This window comes from Brachybacterium endophyticum, assembly GCF_003130585.1.
GTDB classification, from domain to species: Bacteria; Actinomycetota; Actinomycetes; order Actinomycetales; family Dermabacteraceae; genus Brachybacterium; species Brachybacterium endophyticum.
In genome coordinates, this window is sequence record NZ_QFKX01000004.1 from 212,653 (window position 1) to 237,700 (window position 25,048).

General features: G+C 71.1%; 24 protein-coding genes and 2 pseudogenes. 7 read left to right on the plus strand and 19 right to left on the minus strand.

The features are described from left to right. Window positions 1-6 precede the first annotated feature (6 nt). From DEO23_RS11445 to DEO23_RS11480, 8 genes are all read right to left on the minus strand, one after another. Window positions 7-1,341, minus strand: a complete 1,335-nt coding sequence (locus DEO23_RS11445; RefSeq protein ID WP_109276163.1) for a dihydroorotase — start codon at window positions 1,339-1,341, stop codon at window positions 7-9. Beyond that, on the minus strand, window positions 1,338-2,318 hold the full coding sequence (locus DEO23_RS11450) for an aspartate carbamoyltransferase catalytic subunit (RefSeq protein ID WP_109276164.1): 981 nt from the start codon (window positions 2,316-2,318) through the stop codon (window positions 1,338-1,340). Before DEO23_RS11450 ends, DEO23_RS11445 begins: the two co-directional genes overlap by 4 nt. Then, a complete protein-coding gene (gene pyrR / locus DEO23_RS11455) occupies window positions 2,315-2,935 on the minus strand; it encodes a bifunctional pyr operon transcriptional regulator/uracil phosphoribosyltransferase PyrR (protein ID WP_109276165.1) in 621 nt (206 codons plus the stop codon). The genes DEO23_RS11450 and pyrR overlap by 4 nt, the downstream gene beginning before the upstream one ends. 103 nt (window positions 2,936-3,038) lie before the next feature. Then, window positions 3,039-3,551: a transcription antitermination factor NusB gene (nusB, locus tag DEO23_RS11460; protein WP_240613366.1), complete on the minus strand. Its 513-nt coding sequence runs from the start codon at window positions 3,549-3,551 to the stop codon at window positions 3,039-3,041. Then, window positions 3,544-4,101: an elongation factor P gene (gene efp / locus DEO23_RS11465; protein ID WP_109276166.1), complete on the minus strand. Its 558-nt coding sequence runs from the start codon at window positions 4,099-4,101 to the stop codon at window positions 3,544-3,546. The genes nusB and efp overlap by 8 nt, the downstream gene beginning before the upstream one ends. A 262-nt stretch (window positions 4,102-4,363) precedes the next feature. Further along, on the minus strand, window positions 4,364-4,789 hold the full coding sequence (locus tag DEO23_RS11470; RefSeq protein ID WP_109276286.1) for a hypothetical protein: 426 nt from the start codon (window positions 4,787-4,789) through the stop codon (window positions 4,364-4,366). 8 nt (window positions 4,790-4,797) lie between these two features. Then, window positions 4,798-5,424: a MarR family transcriptional regulator gene (locus tag DEO23_RS11475; RefSeq protein ID WP_109276167.1), complete on the minus strand. Its 627-nt coding sequence runs from the start codon at window positions 5,422-5,424 to the stop codon at window positions 4,798-4,800. A 172-nt stretch (window positions 5,425-5,596) separates the two neighbouring features. Then, window positions 5,597-7,201: an ABC-F family ATP-binding cassette domain-containing protein gene (locus DEO23_RS11480; RefSeq protein WP_109276168.1), complete on the minus strand. Its 1,605-nt coding sequence runs from the start codon at window positions 7,199-7,201 to the stop codon at window positions 5,597-5,599. A 207-nt stretch (window positions 7,202-7,408) separates the two neighbouring features. Between DEO23_RS11480 and ald the strand changes: the two genes are divergently transcribed. Next, window positions 7,409-8,524 carry an alanine dehydrogenase gene (ald, locus tag DEO23_RS11485; protein WP_109276169.1) on the plus strand — a complete coding sequence of 372 codons (1,116 nt, stop codon included), beginning with the start codon at window positions 7,409-7,411 and terminating at the stop codon, window positions 8,522-8,524. 72 nt (window positions 8,525-8,596) lie between these two features. On the opposite strand, the gene DEO23_RS11490 is transcribed toward ald, so the two are convergent. The 6 genes from DEO23_RS11490 to DEO23_RS11515 are packed head-to-tail and all read right to left on the minus strand — an operon-like array spanning window position 8,597 to window position 13,648. After that, window positions 8,597-8,989, minus strand: coding sequence for a metal-sulfur cluster assembly factor (locus DEO23_RS11490; RefSeq protein ID WP_240613367.1), 393 nt, complete (start codon window positions 8,987-8,989; stop codon window positions 8,597-8,599). Further along, window positions 8,989-9,747: a Fe-S cluster assembly ATPase SufC gene (gene sufC, locus DEO23_RS11495; RefSeq protein ID WP_109276170.1), complete on the minus strand. Its 759-nt coding sequence runs from the start codon at window positions 9,745-9,747 to the stop codon at window positions 8,989-8,991. The genes DEO23_RS11490 and sufC overlap by 1 nt, the downstream gene beginning before the upstream one ends. 55 nt (window positions 9,748-9,802) lie before the next feature. Continuing rightward, window positions 9,803-10,147 (minus strand): non-heme iron oxygenase ferredoxin subunit, encoded by a 345-nt coding sequence (locus DEO23_RS11500; RefSeq protein WP_109276171.1) that lies wholly within the window; start codon window positions 10,145-10,147, stop codon window positions 9,803-9,805. After that, window positions 10,147-11,463, minus strand: a complete 1,317-nt coding sequence (gene sufD / locus DEO23_RS11505) for a Fe-S cluster assembly protein SufD (protein ID WP_109276172.1) — start codon at window positions 11,461-11,463, stop codon at window positions 10,147-10,149. The genes DEO23_RS11500 and sufD overlap by 1 nt, the downstream gene beginning before the upstream one ends. Beyond that, entirely contained in the window at window positions 11,463-12,893 is a 1,431-nt protein-coding gene (gene sufB, locus DEO23_RS11510) for a Fe-S cluster assembly protein SufB (RefSeq protein WP_109276173.1), read from the minus strand. Before sufB ends, sufD begins: the two co-directional genes overlap by 1 nt. Next, window positions 12,890-13,648, minus strand: coding sequence for a helix-turn-helix transcriptional regulator (locus DEO23_RS11515; protein ID WP_109276174.1), 759 nt, complete (start codon window positions 13,646-13,648; stop codon window positions 12,890-12,892). Before DEO23_RS11515 ends, sufB begins: the two co-directional genes overlap by 4 nt. Before the next feature lie 255 nt (window positions 13,649-13,903). Between DEO23_RS11515 and DEO23_RS11520 the strand changes: the two genes are divergently transcribed. The 5 genes from DEO23_RS11520 (at window position 13,904) to map (ending at window position 18,632) form a co-directional block, all read left to right on the plus strand. After that, window positions 13,904-14,956, plus strand: coding sequence for a glutathione S-transferase family protein (locus DEO23_RS11520; protein ID WP_109276175.1), 1,053 nt, complete (start codon window positions 13,904-13,906; stop codon window positions 14,954-14,956). A gap of 95 nt (window positions 14,957-15,051) precedes the next feature. After that, window positions 15,052-15,954 carry an ABC transporter ATP-binding protein gene (locus tag DEO23_RS11525; protein WP_165831814.1) on the plus strand — a complete coding sequence of 301 codons (903 nt, stop codon included), beginning with the start codon at window positions 15,052-15,054 and terminating at the stop codon, window positions 15,952-15,954. Then, entirely contained in the window at window positions 15,951-16,736 is a 786-nt protein-coding gene (locus tag DEO23_RS11530) for an ABC transporter permease (RefSeq protein ID WP_109276177.1), read from the plus strand. Before DEO23_RS11525 ends, DEO23_RS11530 begins: the two co-directional genes overlap by 4 nt. Before the next feature lie 82 nt (window positions 16,737-16,818). Beyond that, window positions 16,819-17,805 carry a COX15/CtaA family protein gene (locus DEO23_RS11535; RefSeq protein WP_109276178.1) on the plus strand — a complete coding sequence of 329 codons (987 nt, stop codon included), beginning with the start codon at window positions 16,819-16,821 and terminating at the stop codon, window positions 17,803-17,805. After that, window positions 17,802-18,632, plus strand: a complete 831-nt coding sequence (map, locus tag DEO23_RS11540; protein ID WP_109276179.1) for a type I methionyl aminopeptidase — start codon at window positions 17,802-17,804, stop codon at window positions 18,630-18,632. The genes DEO23_RS11535 and map overlap by 4 nt, the downstream gene beginning before the upstream one ends. A 147-nt stretch (window positions 18,633-18,779) precedes the next feature. On the opposite strand, the pseudogene DEO23_RS16570 reads toward map, so the two are convergent. From DEO23_RS16570 to DEO23_RS11550, 3 genes and pseudogenes are all read right to left on the minus strand, one after another. Beyond that, window positions 18,780-18,902: pseudogene (locus DEO23_RS16570) on the minus strand (PQQ-dependent sugar dehydrogenase); the annotation flags it as partial. 130 nt (window positions 18,903-19,032) lie between these two features. Next, window positions 19,033-19,848: pseudogene (locus DEO23_RS11545) on the minus strand (PQQ-dependent sugar dehydrogenase); the annotation flags it as partial. Then, entirely contained in the window at window positions 19,815-20,774 is a 960-nt protein-coding gene (locus DEO23_RS11550; RefSeq protein ID WP_109276180.1) for a LysR family transcriptional regulator, read from the minus strand. The pseudogene DEO23_RS11545 and the gene DEO23_RS11550, both read right to left, overlap by 34 nt. Before the next feature lie 93 nt (window positions 20,775-20,867). Here DEO23_RS11550 and DEO23_RS11555 point away from each other — a divergent pair, with 93 nt between their 5' ends. Beyond that, window positions 20,868-21,584 carry an SDR family oxidoreductase gene (locus DEO23_RS11555; protein ID WP_109276181.1) on the plus strand — a complete coding sequence of 239 codons (717 nt, stop codon included), beginning with the start codon at window positions 20,868-20,870 and terminating at the stop codon, window positions 21,582-21,584. 37 nt (window positions 21,585-21,621) lie between these two features. Here DEO23_RS11555 and DEO23_RS11560 read toward each other — a convergent pair whose 3' ends face one another. Together DEO23_RS11560 and acnA are read right to left on the minus strand one after the other, a co-directional pair. Further along, window positions 21,622-22,044, minus strand: a complete 423-nt coding sequence (locus tag DEO23_RS11560) for a PaaI family thioesterase (RefSeq protein WP_109276182.1) — start codon at window positions 22,042-22,044, stop codon at window positions 21,622-21,624. Between the two features lie 203 nt (window positions 22,045-22,247). Beyond that, window positions 22,248-25,037, minus strand: coding sequence for an aconitate hydratase AcnA (gene acnA / locus DEO23_RS11565; RefSeq protein ID WP_109276183.1), 2,790 nt, complete (start codon window positions 25,035-25,037; stop codon window positions 22,248-22,250). Between the last annotated feature and the right edge of the window lie 11 nt (window positions 25,038-25,048).

A 25,048-nucleotide genomic window follows, 5' to 3' on the forward strand; every position in this document is an offset into this window, starting at 1 on the left:
GGCCGCTCAGCGCGCCACGAGTTGGGTGTCGCGCACCGTGGGGCGCCCGCCGAGCAGGGTGAGACGGTTGGCCCCGGGCAGGGAACGGCCGGCGACCGGTGAGTTGCGGCCCCGTGAGGCGTGCGCCTCGGGATCGACCTCGGCCGAGGGGCGCGGGTCCCACACCAGCAGGTTCGCGACCTCACCGGCCTCGAGGGGGCGTCCCTGGTCCGTGTCACGGGCGATCCGGGCAGGTGTCTCCGAGAGCACCCTCGCCACGTCCCTCCAGGTCAGTGCCCCGGTGTCGACCATCGTGTGCTGGACGATGCCGAGCGCGGTCTCCAGCCCGGTCATCCCGAAGGCCGCGGTGTCCCACTCGCGGTCCTTCGCGTCGTGCGGGTGCGGGGCGTGGTCGGTGGCGACGATGTCGATGGTGCCGTCGGCCAGGCCCGCCCGGACCGCCTCGACGTCGGCCCGGGTGCGCAGCGGCGGGTTCACCTTGTAGACCGCGTCGTAGCCGCGGGCCTCGTCGTCGGTCAGCAGCAGGTGGTGCGGGGTGACCTCCGCGGTGACGTCGACGCCGCGCTGCTTGGCCCAGCGGATGATCTCGACGCTTCCCGCGGTGGACAGGTGGCACACGTGCAGGCGCGAGCCGACGTGCTCGGCGAGCAGCACGTCGCGGGCGATGATCGACTCCTCGGCGACGCTCGGCCATCCCGTCAGCCCGAGCTCGGCGGAGACCCGCCCCTCGTGCATCTGGGCGCCCTCGGTCAGGCGTGGGTCCTGGGCGTGCTGGGCGATGACGCCGTCGAAGGTCTTGACGTACTCGAGCGCGCGGCGCATGAGCACCGGGTCCGAGACGCACTTGCCGTCGTCGCTGAACACCCGCACGCGGGCCCGCGAGCGGGCCATCGCGTCGAGCTCGGCGAGACGCTCGCCGCCCAGTCCCACGGTGACGGCGCCGATCGGGACGACGGCGCACCAGGCGGCGTCCTCCCCGCGCTGCAGGACCTGCTCGACGACGCCTGCGGTGTCGGCGACGGGCGTGGTGTTGGCCATCGCGTGCACGGCGGTGAAGCCGCCGCGGGCGGCGGCTCGGGTGCCGGTCTCGACGGTCTCGGCCTCCTCGCCGCCGGGCTCGCGCAGGTGGGTGTGGAGGTCGACGAGGCCGGGCAGCAGGACGCAGCCCTCGGCGTCGATCACCTCGGCGCCGTCCGGCGCCTCGAGATCGTGGCCGACGGCCGCGATCAGTCCGTCCTGCACGAGGACGTCGGCGGCCTCCTCGCCGTAGGGGCGTGCGCCGCGGATCAGCAGGGCGTCGGGGGTGGTGTCGGCGGTGGAGCCGGCGGCGGTGGGGGTCATGATTCCTCCCTCGCATTGGAGGCCAGCAGGTGGAAGAGCACGGCCATGCGGACGCTGACGCCCGCGGCGACCTGTTCGACGATCACGCTGCGGCGGCCGTCGGCCACGCCCCCGGCGATCTCGAAGCCCCGGTTCATCGGGCCGGGGTGCATGACGATGGCGTGCTCGGGCAGACGGTGGGCGCGCTCCGTCGTCAGCTGCAGGCGCCGGGTGTACTCCGCGGCGCTCGGGAAGTACCCGCCGCCGAGCATCCGCTCGCGCTGCACCCGCAGCATCATCACGGCATCGGGCTGCAGGGCAATGGCCTCGTCGAGGTCGTAGAGGACGTCGCAGGGCCAGACGTCGGCGCCGACCGGGACCAGCGAGGGCGGCGCGACGAGGGTGACGTGGGCGCCCAGCAGGGTCATCAGCTGCACGTTCGAGCGGGCCACGCGCGAGTGCATGATGTCGCCGACGACGACCACGTGCAGGCCGTCCAGGCCGCTGCCGTCGACGCTGCCCGAGCACTCCCCCTGCTTCTGTTCACCGCCGAGGTGGCGGCGCAGCGTGAAGGTGTCCAGGAGAGCCTGCGTGGGGTGCTGGTGGGTGCCGTCGCCGGCATTGATGATGGGGACGTCGATCCATCCCGAGTGGGCGAGCTTGTGCGCCGCGCCGGAGGAGGGAGCGCGGACCACGACGGCGTCCGCTCCCATCGCCCGCAGGGTCAGCGCGGTGTCCTTCAGGGACTCCCCCTTGGAGATGCTGGACCCCTTGGCGGAGAAGTTGATGACGTCGGCCGACAGCCGCTTGGCGGCGGCCTCGAAGCTGATCCGGGTTCGGGTGGAGTCCTCCATGAAGAGGTTCACCACGGTGGTGCCGACCAGGGTGGGGAGCTTCCGCATCTGTCGCTCCTGGGTGGCGACCATGCGGCTCGAGGTGTCCAGCAGCTCGATGGCGCTCGCGCGATCGAGGTCGCCGATGCTGATCAGGTGCTTCATCGCTGCACCTCCGTGGCCTCGGCATCCGCTCCGCCGGCCGCGGCGCCGGAGATCACCACGGCGTCCAGGCCGTCGGTCTCCGCCAGCTGCACGCCCACCCTCTCGCTGCGCGAGGTGGGCAGGTTCTTGCCGACGTGGTCGGCGCGGATGGGCAGCTCGCGGTGGCCGCGGTCGACGAGGACGGCGAGGCGCACGACGGCGGGGCGCCCGATCGCCGAGAGCGCGTCCAGGGCGGCGCGCACGGTGCGGCCCGAGTAGAGGACGTCGTCGACGAGGACCACGATCTTCCCGTCGATCCCGCCGGCTGGGATGTGCGTGGGATGCGGGAGCCGTGCGGGGCTGCGACGCAGGTCGTCGCGGTACAGGGTGATGTCGAGGGAACCGGCGAGGGACTCGGGGTCGCGCCCGGTGCCCTCCGACTCGGCGATGGTGCGGGCGATCCTGCTCGCGAGCGGGACGCCGCGGTGGGGTATGCCCAGCAGCACGAGGTCGTCGGCGCCGTGGCCGGTCTCGATGATCTCGTGGGCGATGCGCACGAGGGAGCGGGAGATGTCGTCCCCGGACAGGACGGTCTTCTCGCTCCCGGGCGCGGTGGTGCCCGGTCGATCTGCGGTCATGATCTTCTCCCTTCCGCGTCTCACGGGACGCGAGGTTAAAGGGTGGTGGATCGGTGCGATCGGCATGATCGTAGCGCGAGCGACGGTGGCCCGCGCAGGCGTCTCAGCCCAGGATGTCGCGAAGCTCTCCCAACCGCTGCAGGAGGCCGTTGACGAAGCGCGGGGAGTCCTCGGTGGAGAGCTCGCGGGCGATCGTCGCGTACTCCCCGATCACCGCGCCGATGCCGTCGGCCGGGGCGTCGTGGAGGATCTCCGCGGCGCCGGTGCGCAGGATCGCGCGGTCCACCGCGGGCATCCGGTGCAGCGGCCAGTCGCGGCTGTGCGTGGACAGCTGCTCGTCGATCTCCTCGGCGTGCGCGGCGAGGGTCTCGACCAGGTGCACCGCACGCTCGGGCAGCGCGGTCTGGGCGGCCGTGCGCTGCCTGCGCTCGGCGAGCACGTCGAGCAGGTCGCGCTCACGGGCGTCGGCCTCGAAGGCGACGTCGATGGCCCGCACCCGTTCGCGGGAGCGGGAGGTCAGGCGCTTGGGATTGGCAGGGCGCGTCTCCAGCAGCTCGACCTCCTCGCCCTCGCGACCGGGCAGGGGGAGGTTCAGCGGATCGGGCACGTCAGGCACGACCGAGGTAGTCGCCGGAACGGGTGTCGACCTTGACCTTGGTGCCCTGCTCGAGGAACAGCGGCACCTGGATCTCCCGGCCGGTCTCGAGCGTCGCGGGCTTGGTGCCGCCCGAGGAGCGGTCGCCCTGCAGGCCGGGCTCGGTGTGGGTGATCTCCAGGACTGCGCTCGCGGGCAGCTCGACGTAGAGCACCTTCTCGTCGTGGAAGGCGACGACGACGTCGGAGCCCTCGAGCATGAAGTCCTTGGCGTCGCCCACGATGTCGGCGGGGACGTTGGTCTGTTCCCAGGTGCTGGTGTCCATGAAGACGTACAGGTCGCCGTCGATGTAGGAGAACTGCATGTCGCGCTTGTCGACCGTCGCCGTCTCGACCTTCACACCGGCGTTGAAGGTCTTGTCGACGGTCTTGCCCGAGAGCACGTTCTTGATCTTGGTGCGCACGAACGCAGGGCCCTTGCCCGGCTTGACGTGCTGGAACTCGACGACCTGCCAGAGCTGGTTGTCCAGGTTGAGCACGAGGCCGTTCTTGAGGTCGTTGGTCGTGGCCATGGGTCTCCTCGGGAGTCGTCGGGCGGTGCTGCCCTCGGTGCGCTCTCGCGCCTTGCGTGGGATGCGGCGCGATGGTGCTCACGCCGCAGGCTCGCCCACTTTACCGCCCACGTCCACTGTTCCCGACGTCGTGGTCGCGCGCGGACGCCCCGACGTTGCCAAGCTCGCACGACGGGCAGCCCCGGGCGCCTTCGAGCAGGCGCCCGGGATGCCGCGCGGACTCCCGTGCGGCGCCTGGGTGCGCTCCCCTGTGAGCGCTCCGTCAGCCGAGCGCGTGCAGCGCCGCCACGCCCACGGCGCCGACGCCGACGGCCCACAGCATCGAGGCGAAGGTGCCCACGAGGAAGCGCTCGGAGGCGCCCGCGTGCGCCCGCAGCTCCGGGTAGCGCCCGAGCCCCTTGAGGGCGACCACGATGGCGATCAGCTCGGGGTGGCCGGCGAGAACCGTGGCGGTCACCGCGAGGCGTTCGAGGAGGCCGATCCACAGGCCGCCGCGCAGCAGCTCCGGGGTCTTCCACTCCCGCTCGGGGACCTCGAGCACGGGCAGCTCCCGGGTCGCGGGCTCCGGGCGGGCACGCCGCGGGGAGCGGGACCAGCGCAGGACCAGCGCGGAGACCGGCCACCCGCCGAGCGAGGCGACGGCGAGGGCGAGCAGCACGACGAGCAGGGCGAGCAGGGACTCGAGCATGCCGGGGATCATGACACGGGTGAGGGACGGTCGGAGGTCAGGTCCAGCATGGCCAGCAGTCGGCGGGCCAGGGGGTGGACCATCTGCTCCTCGCGCCAGCCGCTCGTGGTGTACGCCCGTGAGACCGTCTGCTGGGTGATCCCCAGGCGCTCGGCGATGTCCCCCTGGGTCGCCGACGGGTCCTCCCGCATCGCCCGCACCACGCGCCACTGCCCGGGCTTGCGGGAGAGGATCTCCCGCCCGATCAGGCGCAGCAGCGCCTCGAGCTCCTCCGTCTGCTCCCGCTGCCGGGGATCGGTGGTGCGCACGCTCACCGGCACCGAGCTGGTGCGGCGCGCGGTCTCCACCGAGAGCCGCGCCGAGACGAACGCGTCGCCCCGGCCCTCGCGCACGGATCCGGGCAGCGGGTGCTCCACGGGGCCGATGCCCAGCCCGATGCTCCATCCCCCGAGTTCCAGGATCCGCAGGACCGCCGACAGGGCGACGTCCGAGGAGTCGGCCAGCATCTGCACCTCGTCACCCGCCGTGCGCTCGGGAGGCAGACGCATCCCGAGACCCTCGAGCGCCGTCAGCAGCTCGGGGACGCGATCGGTCGTGCGACGACTGTCGTGCTGGTCGACGGTGAGGACGAACATGCCGCCCAGTCTAGACACCCGGGAATGTCGATGCCGCACAGTACGCGCTCTAAACGCTGTCCTGAGCGTCACGCGCCATGAACGCTGTGCACGAGCGGCCGTGACTCTTCGGGCAGGGGCCGCGACGGGACCCCGCCCGCGGTTGCGGGCGCGGGGAGGAGGTGAGCGGCGATCAGGCGAGCTCGATGAGCTCCTCGTAGCTCTGGTTCCAGAGGTCCTCGACGGCATCCGGCATCACCAGGACGCGCTCGGGGGCGAGCGCGCGCACCGCGCCGGGGTCGTGGGAGACCAGCACCACGGCACCCTCGAAGGCGGCCAGCGCCCCCAGGATCTCCTCGCGGCTCGCGGGGTCGAGGTTGTTCGTCGGCTCGTCGAGCAGGAGGACGTTGGCGCTCGAGACCACGAGGGTGGCCAGGGCCAACCGGGTCTTCTCCCCGCCCGAGAGCACGCCCGCGGGCTTGTGGACGTCGTCGCCCGTGAACAGGAACGAGCCCAGGATCTTGCGTGCCTCGACCTCGGGCAGCTCGACCGCGGCGCTCATCATGTTCTCGAGCACGGTGCGCGCCGGGTCGAGGGTCTCGTGCTCCTGCGCGTAGTACCCCACCCGCATGCCGTGGCCGGGGACGATGCCGCCGGTGTCCGGGGCGTCGACGCCGGCGAGGACGCGCAGCAGGGTGGTCTTGCCGGCGCCGTTGAGCCCGAGCACGACGACGCGGCTGCCGCGGTCGATCGCGAGGTCCACCCCGGTGAAGATCTCGAGGCTCCCGTAGGACTTCGAGAGGTCCTCGGCCATCAGCGGGGTCTTCCCACACGGCGCGGGCTTGGGGAAGCGCAGCGAGGCGACCCGGTCGCTCTGGCGCTCGCCCTCGACGCCGTCGAGCATGCGCTCGGCGCGCCGCAGCATGTTCTGCGCGGCGACGGCCTTCGTCGCCTTCGCTCGCATCTTCTCGGCCTGGGCGGTGAGCTGGGTGGCCTTCTTCTCGGCGTTCTGGCGCTCGCGCTTGCGGCGCTTCTCGTCGTCCTCGCGCTGTCGCTGGTAGAGCTTCCACCCCATGTTGTAGATGTCGATGGTGGCGCGATTGGCGTCGAGGTAGAACACCTTGGTGACGACCTGCTCGACGAGCTGGACGTCGTGGCTGATGACGATCAGACCGCCCTTGAAGCCCATCAGGTAGTCGCGGAGCCAGAGCACCGAGTCCGCGTCGAGGTGGTTGGTGGGCTCGTCGAGGATCATCGTGTCGGCCTGGGAGAACAGGATCCGAGCGAGCTCGACGCGGCGGCGCTGACCGCCGGAGAGGGTGCCCAGCTCCTGCTCGAGCAGGCGGTCCTCGAGACCCAGGTTCGCGGCCATGCGTCGCGCCTCGGACTCCGCGCCGTAGCCGCCGCGGCTGGTGAGCTCGGCGTCGATGCGGGCCCAGCGGTCCATGGCCTTCTGGCGCTTGGTGTCCGAGATCGTCATGTCGGCCATGTCGCTCTCGGCGCGGTGGAGGCGCTCCATGATGTCGTCGAGGCCGCGGGCCGAGAGGATCCGGTCGACGACCCGCTGCTGCGGGTCACCGGTGTGGGTGTCCTGCGGGAGGTAGCCGAGCTCGCCGCTGACCTCGACGCGGCCCTCGCTGGGCTGCAGCGTGCCCGAGAGCACCTTGGTCAGCGTGGTCTTCCCCGCGCCGTTGCGGCCGACCAGGCCGATGCGGTCGCCGGGGCTCACCTGGAAGCTCACTCCGCTCATGAGCTGCCGCGCTCCCAGGCGGATCTCGAGGTCGGAGACGGTGATCACGGCGGGGCTCCTCGCGGACGGGGCTGGGGTGTGTCGGGCACGATCGCGGCCCCGCGTCGGGGCCCGGACCACCCTAGCCAGTCAGCCCCGCCGGACGCCCCCGAATACTGCGCGGATGTGTTGTGATGTGGTGAGGAGGACATCGTGGTCCTCCGCCGGCCCGGCCGCGTGCAGCCCGGGGGCACTCCCCGTCGTCGAAGGAGCAGCATGATCATCGGAGTCCCCCGTGAGGTCAAGAACAACGAGTACCGGGTGGGCCTGACGGCCGCGGGCGTGCACGAGCTGTGCCATGCCGGCCATCAGGTCCTCGTGGAGACGACGGCCGGTCTCGGGGCCGGCATCGCCGATGCGGACTACGAGACCGCGGGCGCACGCATCGTCGGCAGCGCCGACGAGGTCTGGGCCGGGGCCGAGATGATCGTGAAGGTCAAGGAGCCGCTCCCCGAGGAACGCCCGTACCTGCGCGAGGGGCAGACCCTGTTCACCTATCTCCACCTCGCGGCCGACGAGGGCCTCACCCGCGCGGTCCTGGACTCCGGCACCACGGCGATCGCCTACGAGACCGTGGAGCGGGCCGATCGCTCGCTCCCCCTGCTCGCTCCGATGAGCGCGATCGCCGGCCGTCTCGCGACCCAGGTCGCGGCCTACCACCTGATGCGCCCGCTGGGCGGTTCGGGGGTGCTGATGGGCGGCGTGCCGGGCACGCGCGAGGCGAACGTGCTGGTGATCGGCGGCGGCGTGGTCGGCGAGCAGGCCGCGATGATGGCGATGGGCCTGCACGCGGACGTGACCGTGATGGACGTGAACCTCGCACGTCTGCAGGAGATCGCCACCGTGCACGCGGGCTCGATCCTCACCCGCTACTCGACGCGTCTGGACCTCGCCGAGAAGATCCGCGAGGCCGACGTGGTGATCGGCTCGGTGCTGATCCCCGGCAGACGCGCCCCCAAGCTCGTCACCGACGACATGGTCAGCACCATGAAGCCCGGCTCCGTGCTCGTCGACGTCGCCATCGACCAGGGCGGGTGCTTCGAGGGCTCACGCCCCACCACGCACGACGACCCAACCTTCGCGGTCCACGACACGAACTACTACTGCGTGGCGAACATGCCCGGCAGCGTCCCGCAGACCGCGACCGCGGCGCTGACCAACGCCACGCTCCCCTACGTGCTGCGGCTCGCCTCCGCGCCGTGGCGAGAGGCGCTGCGCTCGGACCCGGCGCTCGCGAAGGGACTGAACGCCCACGGCGGGACGCTGACCAACGCCGGCGTCGGCGAGGCGCACGGCATCGAGACGGTCGAGGTGACCGACCTCCTCGCCTGAGCGCGCCGCCCGCGGGACGAAGAACACCGCTGACCTGCAGACATGCACGTCAGGGATGTTCCCGGGAGGCAGTCAGAGGTTGAAGCCGATGGCCCTCAGCTGCTCGCGGCCGTCCTCGGTGATCATCTCCATGCCCCACGGCGGCATCCAGACCCAGTTGATGCGGTGGGACTCGCAGATCGGGTCCAGCGCCGCGAAGGTCTGCTCCTCGAGCACGTCGGTCAGCGGGCAGGCGGCCGAGGTCAGCGTCATGTCGACCACGGCATCGCCCTTGTCGACATGGACCCCGTAGACCAGACCCAGGTCGACGACGTTGATGCCGAGCTCGGGGTCGATGACGTCCTTCAGGGCCTCGATCACCTCGGCCTCGCCGACGAACGCCGAGGGCTCCTCGGCGGCCTGCTCGGCGGCCGGCGCGGCCTCCTCGGTCGGCGCGTCCTGCGTGGATCCGCTCGGGGTGGTCATCACTTCGCTCCCGCGAGGTAGCGCTCGTATCCCTCGGCCTCGAGACGGTCGGCGAGCTCGGGGCCACCCTGCTCGGCGATCTGGCCGTTGACGAACACGTGCACGAAGTCGGGCTTGATGTAGTTGAGGATGCGCGTGTAGTGGGTGATCAGCATGACGCCCACGTCGGTCGACTCCTTGGCGCGGTTGACGCCGTCGGAGACGATCCGCAGCGCGTCGACGTCGAGCCCGGAGTCGGTCTCGTCGAGGATCGCGATGTTGGGCTTCAGCAGCTCCATCTGGAGGATCTCGTGACGCTTCTTCTCGCCGCCGGAGAAGCCCTCGTTGACGTTGCGCTCGGCGAACACCTGGTCCATCTTGAGGTTGTCCATGGCGCCGCGCACGTCCTTGACCCAGGTGCGCAGGGCAGGGGCCGCGCCGTCGACCGCGGTCTTGGCGGTGCGCAGGAAGTTCGAGACGGTCACGCCGGGGACCTCGACGGGGTACTGCATGGCCAGGAAGAGGCCGGCGCGGGCGCGCTCGTCGACGCTCATCTCGAGCAGGTCCTCACCGTCGAGCGTGACGGTGCCCGAGGTGATCTCGTACTTGGGGTGGCCGGCGATCGAGTAGGCGAGCGTGGACTTGCCGGAGCCGTTGGGGCCCATGATGGCGTGGGTCTCGCCCGAGCGGATCGTCAGGTCGACGCCCTTGAGGATCTCCTTGGTCCCCTCGGGGGTCTCGACGGTGGCATGGAGGTCGTGGATCTCCAGGACAGACATGGCGGTGGTCTCCTTCGGAATGAGGATCAGGTGGTGGGCGGTCGCGGGCGGAGGCTCAGCCGTCGGCCCCGGCGAGGGATCGCACGGGGTCCACGGAGATCGAGCCGTCCGCGTCGACGCGGACCGGATGGACGGGAACGGGGCGGACGGCCGGCAGCTGCAGGGGCCGGCCGGTGAGGAGGTCGAACTGGCTGCCGTGCTTACAGCACTCCAGGGTGCAGCCCTCGACGTCGCCGTCGGAGAGAGCGACGTCGTCGTGGGAGCACACGTCCGACAGGGCGTGGACTCCCCCGTCCTCATCGCGCGCGAGGGCGATCTCGACACCGGCGACCTCGCTGCCGAGGACCTCCCCGGGGCCGAGATCCTCCAGGCGCGCGACGCGGACGAAGGAGTCGCTCATCAGTTCATGCTCCGCTGCAGCTCGTCCTCGATCGAGTCGCTGAGGGCCTGGCGGATCTCGGGCACGTCGATCTGCTGGATCAGCTCGGCGAAGAAGCCGCGCACGACCAGACGGCGGGCCTCGAGCTCGGGGATGCCGCGAGCGCGCAGGTAGAACAGCTGCTCGTCGTCGAAGCGACCGGTGGCGGCGGCGTGGCCGGCGCCCTCGATCTCCCCGGTCTCGATCTCGAGGTTCGGCACCGAGTCGGCGCGCGCCCCCTCGGTGAGCACCAGGTTGCGGTTGAGCTCGTAGGTGCTCGTGCCCTCGGCCTCACGGCGGATGAGCACGTCACCGACCCAGACCGAGCGTGCGCCGCTGCCCTGCAGGGCGCCCTTGTACGCGGAGTTCGACGTGCAGTTCGGGGCCGCGTGGTCCACGAAGATGCGGTGCTCGAGGAACTGCTTCTCGTCGGCGAAGTACAGGCCGAGCTTCTCGAGCTCGCCGCCGGGGGCGGAGAACTCGCCGATCGCGTTGACGCGCACGGCGCGGCCACCGAGGGAGACCACGATGTGCTTGAGCCGGGCATCCCGACCCACCTTCGAGTGGTGGGTCGCGATGTGCAGGGCGTCGTCCTCCCAGTTCTGCAGGGAGATCACGGTCATCTGCGAGTTGTCGCCGACGACCATCTCGACGTTCTCGGCCATCCGGGTGCTGCCGGTGTGGTCGAGCACGAAGGTCGCGGTCGAGGACTCCTCCGTCTGCAGCACGATGTGCGCGTTGGAGCGGCGCTCGGCGTCCCGTCCGTGCGCCGTCAGCCGGAAGGGCTCGGCGAGCTCGGCGTTGCGCGGTGCGCGCAGGTGCAGGGCCTGATCGGTGCGCGCGGAGGCGACCGCGGAGGTGATGTCCTCGGGCACGAGCGCCTCGCCGCGCGGGGACTGGCCGGGCGCGAGGGTCCCGACCTCGGGGGCTCCCTCGGGCACGCTCACCTGGTAGTCGACGGCCGGATCGCCCTCGCGGTCCTCGGTGGCGAGGTCCTCGAACAGGGGCGAGAGCACGCGCAGCGGGGTGAAGCGCCACTCCTCGTTCTTGGAGGTGGGGCGGGAGAACTCCGCGACGTCGAAGGAGCGGTGGCGCTCACCTCGGGTCGCGGCCGAGGGCTTGCCGTCCTTGACGGCGATCCCCTCGTCCTCCAGCTTCGGCCCCTTGCCGCGGCCGCGGTCCTCCTCGGAGATGACCTCCTGGGCGAGGACGGGCGCGGCACCTGCCGCACCGCCCACGACCTCGTTGGCGACAGGGTCACCGGCGCTCTCGGGACCCTTCACATCGGTGCTCGTCATCAGCCGACGGCTCCTTCCATCTGCATCTCGATCAGGCGGTTCAGCTCGAGCGCGTACTCCATGGGCAGCTCGCGCGCGATGGGCTCGATGAAGCCGCGCACGATCATCGCCATCGCCTCGGTCTCCTCCATGCCGCGGCTCATCAGGTAGAAGAGCTGCTCCTCGGAGACCTTCGAGACGGTCGCCTCGTGCCCCATCTGGACGTCGTCGACGCGCACGTCGACGTAGGGGTAGGTGTCGGTGCGGGACTTCTGGTCCACCAGCAGCGCGTCGCACAGCACCGTCGAGGCGCTGTGGGAGGCCTTCGGCATGACCTGCACGAGACCGCGGTAGGACGAGCGCCCACCGCCGCGGGAGATCGACTTCGAGACGATCGAGCTCGAGGTGTGCGGGGCCATGTGGACCATCTTGGCGCCGGTGTCCTGGTGCTGCCCCTCGCCCGCGAAGGCGGCCGAGAGGGTCTCGCCGCGGGCGTGCTCACCCATCAGCCAGCAGGCCGGGTACTTCATGGTCACCTTGGAGCCGATGTTGCCGTCGACCCACTCCATGGAGGCGCCCTCCTCGACGGTGGCGCGCTGGGTGACCAGGTTCAGCACGTTGTTCGACCAGTTCTGGATGGTCGTGTAGCGCACGCGGGCGTTCTTCTTCACGACGATCTCGACGACCGCGGAGTGCAGCGAGTCGGTCGTGTAGACCGGCGCCGTGCAGCCCTCGACGTAGTGCACGTAGGAGCCCTCGTCGGCGATGATCAGGGTGCGCTCGAACTGGCCCATGTTCTCGGTGTTGATCCGGAAGTAGGCCTGGACGGGGATCTTCACGTGCACGCCCGGGGGGACGTAGACGAACGAGCCGCCGGACCAGCAGGCGGTGTTCAGCGCGGAGAACTTGTTGTCGCCCGCGGGGATCACGGTGCCGAAGTACTCCTCGAACAGCTCCGGGTGCTCGCGCAGCGCGGTGTCGGTGTCCAGGAACAGGACGCCCTGCTCCTCGAGGTCCTCACGGATCTGGTGGTAGACGACCTCGGACTCGTACTGCGCCGCGACACCGCCGATGAGGCTCTGCTTCTCCGCCTCGGGGATGCCCAGGCGGTCGTAGGTCTCCTTGATGTCGTCGGGCAGGTCGTCCCAGCTGGTGGCCTGCTTCTCCGTCGAGCGCACGAAGTACTTGAACTCGTCGAAGTCCAGCCCCGAGATGTCCGGGCCCCAGGTGGGGATCGGCTTCTTCTCGAAGAGCTTGAGGGCCTTCAGGCGACGCTCGAGCATCCACTCGGGCTCGTCCTTGGCGGCGGAGATGTCGCGGACGACCTCCTCGTTCAGACCGCGCCGGGCGTTCTGGCCCGCCGTGTCGTCGTCCCTCCAGCCGTAGGCGTAGTCGCCGACGGCCGCGAGGACGTCCTCCTGTGTCACCTTCTCCGGTGATGTGGTGGTCATGCGGTCCTTCCCTCCGTGAGCGGAATATGGGTGGTGCAGGCGTGGGCGCCGCCTGCCAGGGTCGCGAGTCGCTGGACGGGTGCTCCTGCCATCCGACCGATGGCGGCGGTCTCGGCCTCGCAGAGCTCGGGATGGCGCGCCGCCACGTCCTGGATGGGGCAGTGGCCCTGGACCAGCTGGGCCGTCTCCACCGTACGCGGGTTGCCCGAGCTCCCCGAGGCCGGGATGGTCACGGTCACGGGTCGCACCGTGGCGTTGTAGCCCCGCGCCGTGACGATGTCGGCCAGCAGCTCGACCCGACGTGCCCGGTCGACGTGCTCGCCCGCGGCCTCGAGCTCCTCGACGCGCTGGGCGAGCTCGGCCTCCCAGGGGGCCACGCGCGCGCAGGCGAGGTGGGTGAGGGCCTCTCCCCCGCCACGGCGGGAGAGCTCGTCCAGGGCGAGCATCGCGAGATCGTCGTACTCGCTGCCGAGGTCCTCGTGGGCGGAGGCCGAGAGCACGAAGCTCTTGGACGGTCGTCCGCGCCCGCGCTGGTGGACGGGCACTTCGTGCTCCTCGATCGCACCGTCGGCCTCGAGGGCGGAGAGGTGGCGACGTACGGCTGCACTGGTCAGACCGAACATCTCGGCGAGCGCGCGCGCGGAGATCGGTCCGTGCGTGGAGATGGCGTCGATCAGGCGCTCGCGGGTGTCGCGGGCCTCGCTCGACGCACGGTGGTCCCCGCAGGTGGCATGAGCCGAGTCGTGGGAGTCCATCGGATGCCCTCCTTCCCTCGCGGGCATCGGCGTGGGCGACGCCGACCCGTCCGATTTTACAACCGTAACGTTGCGAAAAGGCAGGGGGTAGGCCGGGTTCGGCGTGCGCCTGCGCACGTTAGGCAAGGCTTCCCGCACGCCCCTTCAGGTCCTCGCGCGAGGACGCGTCGTCACCCTGCTCCCCACCGGCCGTCCTTGCCGGTAGTTCAGCGTTCAATTAGCCTGGTGGGGCACCGATTTCGTCAGGAGTGTCCGATGACCACACAGGAATCGCACGATCAGACCGGCTCGTACGTCCACGCCGGCAAGCCGTTCACCCGCGACATGAACTACATCGACGACCGGATCACGGCCGACGGCTCGAGCGGATGGCAGGTCGAGGCCGGGCGCTACCGCCTCGCGGTCTCGCGCGCCTGCCCGTGGGCCAATCGCACCATCATCGTCCGGCGACTGCTGGGCCTCGAGGACGCGCTCTCGATGGCCGTGGCCGGGCCGACGCACGACAAGCGCTCCTGGACCTTCGACCTGGACCCGGGCGGCCGCGACCCGGTGCTGGGCATCGAGCGCCTCCAGGAGGCGTTCTTCGCCCGCTTCCCCGACTACCCGCGCGGCATCACCGTGCCCGCGTTCGTCGACGTCCCCAGCGGAGGCGTGGTCACCAACGACTTCTCGCAGATCACCCTGGATCTCGAGACCGAGTGGACGGAGCACCACCGCGAGGGTGCACCGGACCTGTACCCGGTCCCGCTGCGCGCGCAGATCGACGAGCTGAACCACTGGGTGCTCCACCACGTGAACAACGGCGTCTACAAGACCGGGTTCGCCGGCTCCCAGGAGGACTACGAGGCGGCCTACACCGACCTGTGGGAGAGCCTCGACGTGCTCGAGGACCGTCTCTCCCGCTCGCGCTACCTGATGGGCTCCTCGATCACCGAGGCCGACGTGCGTCTGTTCCCGACCCTGGTGCGCTTCGACCTCGTCTACTTCTCGCACTTCAAGGCGAACCGGCAGCCGCTGCGCACGATGCCGAACCTGTGGAACTACACCAAGGACCTCTTCCAGACCCCCGGCTTCGGCGACACCGTCGACGTCGAGCACATCAAGCAGCACTACTACGTCGTGCAGACCGATCTGAACCCCACGCAGATCGTGCCCGTGGGCCCGGATGCCTCGATCCTCCTCGAGGACCACGACCGCGATCGCTTCGAGACCGACACCTGGGGTCCCGGCGGCACAGCCCCGCAGCCGCCGAAGGCCGAGGAGGTCGTCGACCCGGCCCACACGCCTCTGCGCGTGAGCGGGCGCTGAGCGGGCCCACGCCTCCGGGATCTCCGGGCACGGGCGGAAGCCAGGTCACAGGTGCAGGTTCCGCTCGGGCGCCGGGGCCTAGCATGGTCGGCGACATGAACGACCACGCCCCCGCCCTCGAGATCCGCGACCTCACGCGCAGCTTCGGCTCGGTGCGCGCCCTGGACGGCGCGGGTCTGTGCGCACGGCGGGGCGAGGTCACGGCCCTGCTGGGCCCCAACGGCGCGGGCAAGACCACCACGATCAGCTGCGCCACCGGCCTGCTGAAGCCCGACAGTGGCAGCGTGGAGGTGCTCGGCGAGGACCCCTGGCAGGCCGGAGCGGACCTGCGCGCCCGGGTGGGCGTGATGATCCAGGACGGCGGACTCGCCTCGGGAGCGACCGCCCTGCAGCTCCTGCACTACGGCGCCTCGCTCTACGCCTACCCCCTCGAGGCCGACGAGGTCGCCGAGCACCTGGGCATCACGGATTTCGGCGGCACCCTGGTGCGCCGGCTCTCGGGCGGCCAGCGCCAGCGCCTCGCGCTGGCGCTGGCGATCATCGGTCGCCCCGAGCTGGTGTTCCTCGACGAGCCCACCGCCGGGATGGACCCCGGCATCCGACGCACCGTGCGCGACCTGATCCGCGCCCTCGCGCGGACCGGCACCGCGGTCGTGCTGACCACGCACCTGATGGACGACGTCGAGGGGCTCGCCGACCAGGTCGTCGTGATCTCCGGCGGGCGGACGGTCGCCGCCGGCACCGTCGACGAGGTGATCGCCGCCCATCGCGCTCCCGATGCGACGCTCACCGTGACCGCTCGCGCGCGCGGCGTCGCCCCGGACGCCGCCGAGGCGCTGAGCGCCGATCTGCGGGCAACGGCCCGCCTCCACGGGGTCGACCTCGAGCTCAGCACCGGTGGTGCCGCCGACCTCGAGAGCGTCCTGCTGGACCTCATCGACGAGCCGGACGCCGGCGGCCTCGCCGCCGCCACCGCACGAACACGGGAGGCCCGATGAGCACCGTCCCGACCACCTCGCCGACGCGTCGTCCCGCATCGCCCGCACCGGCCCTGCAGCGGATCCTCGCCCACGCCCGGCTCGAGGCGAGGGTGCTGCTGACCAACGGCGAGCAGCTGATGGTGGCGATCCTGATGCCCGCGCTGGTGCTGATCGCCCTGCGCTTCGTGCCCGTCGGCCGCCTCGACGGGGTCTCCTCGATCGACACCGCGGTCGCCGCCACCGCCGCCACCGCCCTGATCTCGACCTCGTTCACCTCGCAGGCGATCCAGACCGGCTTCGACCGTCGCGGCGGGGTCCTGCGCTGGATCGCGACCACGCCCCTGGGGCGTGACGGCTATCTGGCCGGCAAGATCCTCGCGACCCTCTGCGTCCATCTGCTGCAGGTCGTCGTGCTCGCCCTGATCGCCCTGGCCCTCGGCTGGCACCCGGGCGTCGGCGGACTGTTCGCCGCGCTCCCGATCTGGCTGGTGGGGACGGTCGCGTTCGGGGCCATCGGACTGCTGGTGGCCGGGACCCTGCGCACCGAGGCCGTGCTCGCGGTCTCCAACGTGCTGTTCGTGCTGTTCGTGGCGCTCGGCGGCGTCGCGATCCCGACCTCGTCCTACCCCCGTCTGCTGCGGGGGCTCGTGGACCTGCTGCCCTCGGGGGCCCTCGGGGAACTGCTGCGCTCGGTGCTCGCCGGGGGCTCGTTCCCTGCCGGCTCCCTCGTCGTGCTGATCCTGTGGGCGGTCGCCGGATGCTTCGCCGTCGCACGCTGGTTCCGCTGGACCTCCGCGTGAGCGCCTCTCCCGCCCGCTCCCGAACGGCTCGTCCGACCGTTCGCACCTCTCGCCCATCACCCACGCCCCCGAGGACCGCCCCATGACACCCGTGCCCGCCTCGCACGCCTCGCCCTCCCTCGCCGCCCTGGCGCCGTGGAAACGCCGCGCCGTCCGGATCGTCTTCTGGGGGAACCTGATCTGCCAGATGGGCATCATCGTCACCGGCGGTGTCGTCCGTCTGTCGAAGTCGGGGCTGGGCTGCACGACCTGGCCCAGCTGCGAGCCGGGCCAGTTCACCCCGCGCTACAGCGCGTCGATGGGGATCCGACCGTTCATCGAGTTCGGGAACCGCACGCTCACCGGCGTGCTCGGGATCTTCGCGATCGCCCTGCTGGTGGTCACGATCCTCTGGCTGCGCGGCAAGGGCCGCTCGTTCGTCCTCACGGCCCTCCTCCCGCTCGTGGGCACGGCGGCGCAGGCGATCGTCGGCATGGTGGTCGTGAAGCTGCACCTGCATCCGGTCGCCGTCGCCCCGCACTTCCTGATCTCGATCGTCCTGGTGGTGGTCTCCGCCGTCCTGGTGGTGCGCGTGCACGACGGGGACGGCCGGATCCGACGCGTGGTCCCGGCGCCGTTGGTCGCGCTGTCCGTGGTGATGGCGGTGGTCTCCGCCGCCGTGCTGCTGCTGGGCACGCTCACCACGAACTCCGGTCCGCACTCGGGCGACATCGACGCCACCATGCGCCTGGGACTCGATCCCCGCACCGTCTCCTGGCTGCACGCGGACTCGGTGATGCTCTTCTCGGGTCTCCTCGTCGGACTGATGCTCTGCCTGTACCTGATGAAGGCGCCGCGCCGCACCCGGCGCACGGCCTGGCTGGTCGTCGCCGTGACGGCGCTGCAGGCGGTGATCGGCTACACCCAGTACTTCACGGGCCTGCCCGAGGTCCTCGTGGGGCTGCACATGACCGGCGCGGCCCTGTTCACCGCCGCGGTCACCGCGATCGTCTCGACCTGCTTCTCGTGGACCGATCTCGCCGAGTCCGCGGCCGACGTGCGCGTGGTCGAACCCTCGGAGCAGCGATGATCCGGGGCAGGCGTCGGGAGCGCAGGCTCGAGCTGCCCACCACGGCGCAGGCGGCCCCCGCGGGTCGCTTCGTCGCCGGGGTGCTCTCGCACCTGCGCGAGAGCGTGCGCCCCGGCGACTCGCTGCTGGACGTGGACGCCGAGGCGCACCGCATGATCCGTGAGGCGGGGGCGACCAGCTGCTACCTCGACTACCACCCGCGCTTCGGGGCGTACCCCTTCGGTCGCGTGATGTGCACGTCGGTCAACGACACCGTCCTGCACGGCCGTCCCTACGAACGGGTGCTCGAGGCCGGGGACCTGCTCTCGCTGGACTTCGCGATCGAGCTGGAGGGGTGGGTCGCCGACTCCGCGCTCTCGTTCGTGGTGGGTGCCGACGCGACGGATCCCGCCGACCTCGCCCTGATCGACGACGTCGAGACCGTGATGTGGGCGGGGATCGCGGAGGTGCGCGCCGGCGCGCACGTCGGGGACATCGGGCACGCGGTCGAGGCCGAGGCACGCCGGCTGGGCCACGTCATCAATCACGAGTTCGGCGGCCACGGCGTGGGCCGCACGATGCACGAGTCCCCGTTCGTCCCCAATCACGGAGAGCCGGGCGCCGGCCCCGAGCTGCGTGCGGGCATGCTGCTGACGGTCGAGCCGTTCCTCATGCACGGCACCGATCAGGTCCACATCACCGATCGCGACGGCTGGTCCGTTATGTCCGTGGACGGGTCCCGCGGCGCCCACGCCGAGCACACGCTGCAGGTCACCGACGGGCCGCCGATCGTGCTCACGGCGCGCGAGGGCGAGGAGCTCAGGGTCGGGGTGCGCGCCGGGGCCTGAGACGGTGCGGCGCCGCCGGGCCGCACGTCGCGGTGATCAGCCCGTCCGCACCCGCAGCACGCGGTCGCCGTCGGGATGCGGGTCACCGCGGCCGTCCGTGGTGTTCGTCAGGAGCAGCAGCGAGCCGTCGGCGGCCACGGCGACGTCACGCAGGCGTCCCAGCTCGCCGACGAGGTGCTCGGTCGCGGAGGACGTGTCCCGCAGCGGGATCTCGCGGAGCCGCTCCCCGCGCAGGTTCGCGATCCAGATCGACCCGTCGACGACGGCCATGCCGCTGGGACTGGCCTCGGCAGGCGACCATTGCTGCAGGGGGATCCACGAAGCGGTCGTCGTGGGCGATGCCCTCGACGACGGGACAGCCGTAGTTCCCGCCGGCCTCGATCAGGTTGAGCTCGTCCCAGGTGTCCTGCCCGAACTCGCTGGCGTACAGCGTCCCCTCCTCGTCCCACGCGAGTCCCTGGGGATTGCGGTGCCCGTAGCTGTAGACCGGGGACCCCTCGAACGGGTTGTCCTGCGGCACCCCGCCGTCCGGCGTGAGCCGCAGGATCGTGCCCGGGAGCGAGTCGCGCTGCTGCGCGCCGGCGCTGTTCCCTGCGTCGCCCACGGTCACGTACAGCATGCCGTCGGGCCCGACGGCGATCCTCCCGCCGTTGTGGACGCTCGCCGCCGGGATCCCGTCGAGGATCGTCTCCGACTCCCCCAGCCCGAGGGCGCCGGGCTCGCCCGTCAGCTCGTAGCGCTCGATGCGGTTCTCCTCACCCGCGGTCGAGTAGGCGTAGAGATGGCCGTCGCGGGCGGCGATGCCCAGGAGCCCGCCCTCCCCCATCGGGGTGACGCCCTCGATCGTCCCGACCTCGCGCAGGTCGCCGTCGGTCGAGAGCTCGAGGATGCGACCCGAGTCCCGTTCGCTGATCAGCGTCCTCTCCCCGTCCACGGCGAGGGACCAGGGCGCCTCGAGGCCTGAGCCGAGCGTGGTGACGTCCACGTCGCGGGAGCCCTGGGCGCTGGTCGCCGAGGCCGCCGTCCGGGTGGGCTCCCCCGGCGATGTCCGATCGGGATCGCCCGTGCAGCCCAGCAGGACGCTCGCGGCCAAGAGGGGCGTGAGCAGGACCGATGCCACGCGGCGGCGCGGCCCGGCGGGAAGGCCGACGCCCTCGGGGCCGGCCTTCGCACCGCTCGTGGTCAGGAGCGCGCGCGCTTCGGCCCCGGTGTCCATGGCGACAACTGTAGGCCGGGCGTCTTGGGTTCGGGAGTCTCCCGTGACATCCCGATCGGCCCCTGCTCGGTGGAGGCCGCGAGACGGGCAGCGGTCCGCGCGATCCGCGCGACCTGCGGGGACGTGCTGGTGGCGGGCCACGCGAGCACGGTGGTCAGCGGCGGTGCGTCGACGACCGGCACGGCGACGTGCTCGGGCCACTGCCAGGCCCTGCTCGAGGCGGGGATCAGCAGGAGGCAGGTGCCGAGGGCCACCCGCTGGGCGATGTCGGTCTGGGTGTGCACCTCGGGGCCGGGGCCCTCCGGGTAGGTGCCGTCCAGACGCGGCCAGCGCGCCATCGGCAGGTCGGGGACGTCGGTCACCTCTGCCAGGGTGAGCTCGACGGAACGGGCGAGAGGATGCGCGGCGGGGACGATCGCGACCTGGTTCTCGGTCAGCAGCTCCTCGGCGTCGAAGCCGTCGAGGTCGTCGACGGGGCGGTGCATGAGCGCCACGTCGGCCGCGCCCGTGCGCAGCAGGCCGGCCTGCTCCCCCACCTCGCACAGCAGCACCTCGAGCGGCGGCAGGTCGGACTGTGCGGCGCACTCCTCGAGCAGCCGCTGCAAGAGCTGGTGGGAGGCACCGGCCTTGGTCGCGAGCACGAGCGATCGCTCGGAGGCGCCCGCGCGCCGAGCGCGGCGGACCGCTGCGGTCATCGCGTCCAGCGCGGGCCCGGCCTCACGCTGCAACACCCTGCCGGCCTCGGTGAGCGCGACCCCGCGCCGGTCCCTCTCGAACAGCTGGACGCCCAGGCGGCTCTCGATCCGACGGATCGCGCGGGACAGCGGCGGCTGGGCGATGCCGAGTCGCTCGGCCGCGCGACCGAAGTGGAGCTCCTCGGCGACGGCCGAGAAGTAGCGCAGCTCGCGGACCTCCAGTTCGTCCATGCGGTCATCCTAGTGCTGTCGATACCGCACAGGTATCACAGGCCACCCGATCGGTCCTGGACGGCATGTGCCGCCCTCCCGAGGATGGTGAGCATGAACGAGACGAGGACTGCGCTGGTGACCGGCGCGAACAAGGGAATAGGTTTCGCCATCGCCCGGGGGCTCGGGACCGCCGGCTTACGGGTCGGCATCGGAGCGCGGGACGAGGAGAAGCGCGAGGCAGCCGTCGCGTCGCTGCGCGAGGAGGGACTCGACGCGTTCGGCGTCGCCCTCGACGTCACCTCCTCCGAGAGCGTGGACGCCGCCGCGGATGCCCTCGAGAAGGAGGCGGGCACGCTGGACGTGCTCGTGAACAATGCCGGGATCGCGGGACGCACCGACGGCGGCGCCCAGGACCCCACCACCCTGGACCTCGATGTGCTGCGCACCGTGCTGGAGACCAACGTGTACGGCGTCGTGCGGGTGACCAACGCGATGCTGCCCCTGCTGCGCCGCTCGGCATCACCCCGGATCGTCAACATGTCGAGCTCCATGGGCTCCCTGACCCTGCAGGCCGGCCCGCGGATGGCCGCCTACGCACCCTCCAAGACCATGCTCAACAGCATCACGGCCCAGTACGCCCGCAGCTTCGCCGGGACGCCCGTCATCATCAACGCCGTCTCCCCCGGCCTCGTCTCCACGGATTTCACCGGCAACGGCGAGGGCCGTACCCCGGAGGCCGGCGCAGCCGTCGCGCTGCGGCTCGCCGCACTGCCCGACGACGGCCCCCGTGGGGGCTTCTACGACGACGACGGAGAGATCCCCTGGTGATGCCGCCGGGCGGTGCCGGACTCCGCCTGCATCCACCTCACGCCAGGATGAGGCAGGTCGTGGTGGCGTGGCCGACGAGCTTCCCGTGCTCGTCCAGCACCCGGCCCTCGGCGACGGCGGTGCGTCGACCGACGTGGACGGTGTGCCCCTCGCCGGTCAGCTGCCGGCCGTCCAGTGCGACGCCGCGGACGTAGTTCACCTTCAGCTCCAGGGTCGTGTAGCTCGTGTCTGCGGGCAGGGTCGAGTGGACCGCGCATCCCATCACAGAGTCCAGCAGGGTCGCGGTCACGCCCCCGTGCACGGTGCCCTGGGGGTTGGCGAAGTCCGGCTGCGTCGTCACCGTCATCGCGACACGGCCGTGCTCGACCTCGGTGACGCGGATGCCGAGCAGGCGACGGATCGACGGGACGTCGTCGCCCTCGTGCTCCATGACCCAGCGCAGCTGCTCCAGGCCGGTCATGGTGCTGGGATCGGGGCTGTGGTCATGGAGCGCTCCGTTCGTTCGAGGGGTCGGTTGCGGGCTCGTCGGCGTCCGCGAGCAGGGCTCGCGCGCCGGGACGTCACGAGCGCCCCGCCGGGCCGGAGCCTGACGGGGCGCTGGTGGTCGAAGCGGGGACGCCGACGGTGCGCGTCAGCGGGTGGGCCGCTCCGGGATCGTGCCGATCACGCCGCGACGAGCGAGCGCAGCACGTACTGCAGGATGCCGCCGTTGCGGAAGTAGTCCGCCTCGCCGGGGGTGTCGATGCGCACGACGGCGTCGAACTCGATCGGATCGGCGCCCTCGCGGGTCGCGACGACCTTGACGGTCTTCGGGGACGCGCCCTCGTTGATGGCGGTGATCCCGGAGATGTCGAAGGCCTCCTCGCCGGTCAGGCCCAGCGACTCGGCGTTCTCGCCCTCGGGGAACTGCAGCGGCAGCACACCCATGCCGATCAGGTTCGAGCGGTGGATGCGCTCGTAGCTCTCGGCGATGACGGCCTGGACGCCCAGCAGCTTGGTGCCCTTGGCGGCCCAGTCACGCGAGGATCCGGTGCCGTACTCCTTGCCGGCGAGCACGACGAGCGGGATGTCCTGCTCGGCGTACGCCTGGGCGGCGTCGTAGATGAACTCCTGCTCACCGGTCAGGAAGTTCTTCGTGTACCCGCCCTCGACACCGTCGAGCAGCTGGTTCTTGATGCGGATGTTCGCGAACGTCCCGCGGATCATGACCTCGTGGTTGCCGCGGCGGGAGCCGTAGGAGTTGAAGTCCTTGCGCTCCACACCGTGCTCACGCAGGTAGCGACCGGCCGGCGAATCGGCCTTGATCGCCCCGGCGGGCGAGATGTGGTCCGTGGTGGTCGAGTCGCCGAGCTTGGCGAGCACCCGGGCACCCGCGATGTCCTCGACGGGCTCGGGGGCCTTGCCCATGCCCTCGAAGTACGGGGGCTTGCGGACGTAGGTCGACTCGCCGTCCCAGGCGAAGGTCGCACCCTCGGGGGTGTCCAGCGAACGCCAGCGCTCGTCGCCGGTGAAGACGTCGGCGTAATCGTCCTTGAACATCTCCTGGGAGATGTTCTCGGCGATGGTGTCCTCGACCTCGGCCGGCGAGGGCCAGATGTCGCGCAGGAACACGTCGTCGCCCTCCGCGTCCTGGCCCAGCGGATCGTTCTCGAAATCGAAGTCCATGGTGCCGGCGAGCGCGTAGGCGATGACCAGCGGCGGGGACGCCAGGTAGTTCATCTTCACGTCGGGGTTGATGCGGCCCTCGAAGTTGCGGTTGCCCGAGAGCACCGAGGTGACGGCGAGGTCGGCCTCGTTGATCGCGTCGGAGATCTCCGGCGCGAGAGGACCGGAATTGCCGATGCAGGTGGTGCAGCCGTAGCCCACGAGCTGGAAGCCCAGCTTGTCGAGGTACTCGGTCAGCCCGGACTTCTCGTAGTACCCGGTGACGACCTGGGACCCGGGGGCGAGCGAGGTCTTGACCCACGGCTTCGAGGCCAGGCCCTTGTTCACCGCGTTCTTGGCGAGGATGCCGGCGGCCATCATCACCGACGGGTTCGAGGTGTTCGTGCACGAGGTGATCGAGGCGATCGAGACGATGCCGTGGTCGATCGCGAAATCGTGCCCGGAGACCTCGGTGGGGTTCGAGGCCCGCCCGGCGACGGGCTGGTGCTTGGGGGCGCGGCCGCCGCCCTCGTTGTCCGAGTCGGGGGTCGAGGGGTCGGAGGCCGGGAAGGACCCGTCGCCGCCGTCCGCGTTGGGGCTGACGGTCGCCCCGTCGCCCGCGTAGCTCGGGAGCACCTCGCGGAAGCTCTCCTTGGCCTGGGTGAGGACGATGCGGTCCTGGGGTCGCTTCGGGCCCGCGATCGAGGGGACCACGGTGGAGAGGTCCAGCTCGAGGTACTCGGAGTACTTCGCCTCGGTCGAGGGGTCGTGCCACATGCCCTGGCGCTTGGCGTAGGCCTCGACGAGCGCGAGCTGCTCCTCGGAGCGGCCGGTCAGACGCAGGTAGTCGATGGTGACGTCGTCGACCGGGAAGATCGCGCAGGTCGACCCGAACTCGGGGCTCATGTTGCCGATCGTCGCGCGGTTGGCGAGCGGGACCTGGCCCACGCCCTCGCCGTAGAACTCGACGAACTTGCCGACCACGCCGTGCTGGCGCAGCATCTCGGTGATGGTGAGGACGACGTCGGTCGCGGTGGCGGCCGCGGGGATCTCGCCGGTGAGCTTGAAGCCGACCACGCGCGGGATCAGCATCGAGACGGGCTGGCCGAGCATCGCGGCCTCGGCCTCGATGCCGCCCACGCCCCAGCCCAGCACGCCCAGGCCGTTGACCATCGTGGTGTGGGAGTCGGTGCCGACGCACGAGTCCGGGTAGGCGCGCAGCGCGCCGTCGACCTCACGGGTCATGACGGTGCGGGCGAGGTACTCGATGTTGACCTGGTGGACGATGCCGGTCCCGGGCGGCACCACCTTGAAGTCGTCGAAGGCGGTCTGGCCCCAGCGCAGGAACTGGTAGCGCTCCTTGTTGCGCTCGTACTCGAGCTCCATGTTCTTCTCGAGGGCGTCGAGACGGCCGGCCACGTCGATCATCACGGAATGGTCGATGACCATCTCGGCGGGGGCGAGCGGGTTGATCTTCTCGGGGTCGCCACCGAGGTCCTCGACGGCCTCGCGCATGGTGGCGAGGTCGACGACGCAGGGGACGCCGGTGAAGTCCTGCATGATCACGCGGGCGGGCGTGAACTGGATCTCGGTCTCGGGCTCGGCCTCGGGGTCCCAGGACCCCAGGGCGCGGACGTGATCCGCGGTGATGTTCGCGCCGTCCTCGGTGCGCAGCAGGTTCTCCAGCAGGACCTTCAGGCTGTAGGGAAGCTTCTCGTGGCCCTCGACGCTGTCGATGCCATAGATCTCGTACTCGGTGTCGCCGACGGCGAGGGTCTCCCTCGCGCCGAACGAGTTCACGGTGCTCACGGAGCGCAACT

What these genes read in the sequence shown, in the direction of transcription:
- DEO23_RS11530 (WP_109276177.1), top strand. Translation starts at nt 15,951, where the DNA reads ATGAGCACCGTCCCGACCACCTCGCCGACGCGTCGTCCCGCATCGCCC.
- DEO23_RS11470 (WP_109276286.1), bottom strand. Translation starts at nt 4,789, where the DNA reads ATGCTCGAGTCCCTGCTCGCCCTGCTCGTCGTGCTGCTCGCCCTCGCC.
- DEO23_RS11445 (WP_109276163.1), bottom strand. Translation starts at nt 1,341, where the DNA reads ATGACCCCCACCGCCGCCGGCTCCACCGCCGACACCACCCCCGACGCC.
- DEO23_RS11500 (WP_109276171.1), bottom strand. Translation starts at nt 10,147, where the DNA reads ATGAGCGACTCCTTCGTCCGCGTCGCGCGCCTGGAGGATCTCGGCCCC.
- DEO23_RS11520 (WP_109276175.1), top strand. Translation starts at nt 13,904, where the DNA reads ATGACCACACAGGAATCGCACGATCAGACCGGCTCGTACGTCCACGCC.
- sufD (WP_109276172.1), bottom strand. Translation starts at nt 11,463, where the DNA reads ATGACGAGCACCGATGTGAAGGGTCCCGAGAGCGCCGGTGACCCTGTC.
- ald (WP_109276169.1), top strand. Translation starts at nt 7,409, where the DNA reads ATGATCATCGGAGTCCCCCGTGAGGTCAAGAACAACGAGTACCGGGTG.
- DEO23_RS11515 (WP_109276174.1), bottom strand. Translation starts at nt 13,648, where the DNA reads ATGGACTCCCACGACTCGGCTCATGCCACCTGCGGGGACCACCGTGCG.
- DEO23_RS11555 (WP_109276181.1), top strand. Translation starts at nt 20,868, where the DNA reads ATGAACGAGACGAGGACTGCGCTGGTGACCGGCGCGAACAAGGGAATA.
- DEO23_RS11560 (WP_109276182.1), bottom strand. Translation starts at nt 22,044, where the DNA reads ATGACCGGCCTGGAGCAGCTGCGCTGGGTCATGGAGCACGAGGGCGAC.
- DEO23_RS11535 (WP_109276178.1), top strand. Translation starts at nt 16,819, where the DNA reads ATGACACCCGTGCCCGCCTCGCACGCCTCGCCCTCCCTCGCCGCCCTG.
- map (WP_109276179.1), top strand. Translation starts at nt 17,802, where the DNA reads ATGATCCGGGGCAGGCGTCGGGAGCGCAGGCTCGAGCTGCCCACCACG.
- pyrR (WP_109276165.1), bottom strand. Translation starts at nt 2,935, where the DNA reads ATGACCGCAGATCGACCGGGCACCACCGCGCCCGGGAGCGAGAAGACC.
- sufB (WP_109276173.1), bottom strand. Translation starts at nt 12,893, where the DNA reads ATGACCACCACATCACCGGAGAAGGTGACACAGGAGGACGTCCTCGCG.
- DEO23_RS11525 (WP_165831814.1), top strand. Translation starts at nt 15,052, where the DNA reads ATGAACGACCACGCCCCCGCCCTCGAGATCCGCGACCTCACGCGCAGC.
- DEO23_RS11450 (WP_109276164.1), bottom strand. Translation starts at nt 2,318, where the DNA reads ATGAAGCACCTGATCAGCATCGGCGACCTCGATCGCGCGAGCGCCATC.
- efp (WP_109276166.1), bottom strand. Translation starts at nt 4,101, where the DNA reads ATGGCCACGACCAACGACCTCAAGAACGGCCTCGTGCTCAACCTGGAC.
- DEO23_RS11550 (WP_109276180.1), bottom strand. Translation starts at nt 20,774, where the DNA reads ATGGACGAACTGGAGGTCCGCGAGCTGCGCTACTTCTCGGCCGTCGCC.
- sufC (WP_109276170.1), bottom strand. Translation starts at nt 9,747, where the DNA reads ATGTCTGTCCTGGAGATCCACGACCTCCATGCCACCGTCGAGACCCCC.
- DEO23_RS11475 (WP_109276167.1), bottom strand. Translation starts at nt 5,424, where the DNA reads ATGTTCGTCCTCACCGTCGACCAGCACGACAGTCGTCGCACGACCGAT.
- DEO23_RS11490 (WP_240613367.1), bottom strand. Translation starts at nt 8,989, where the DNA reads ATGACCACCCCGAGCGGATCCACGCAGGACGCGCCGACCGAGGAGGCC.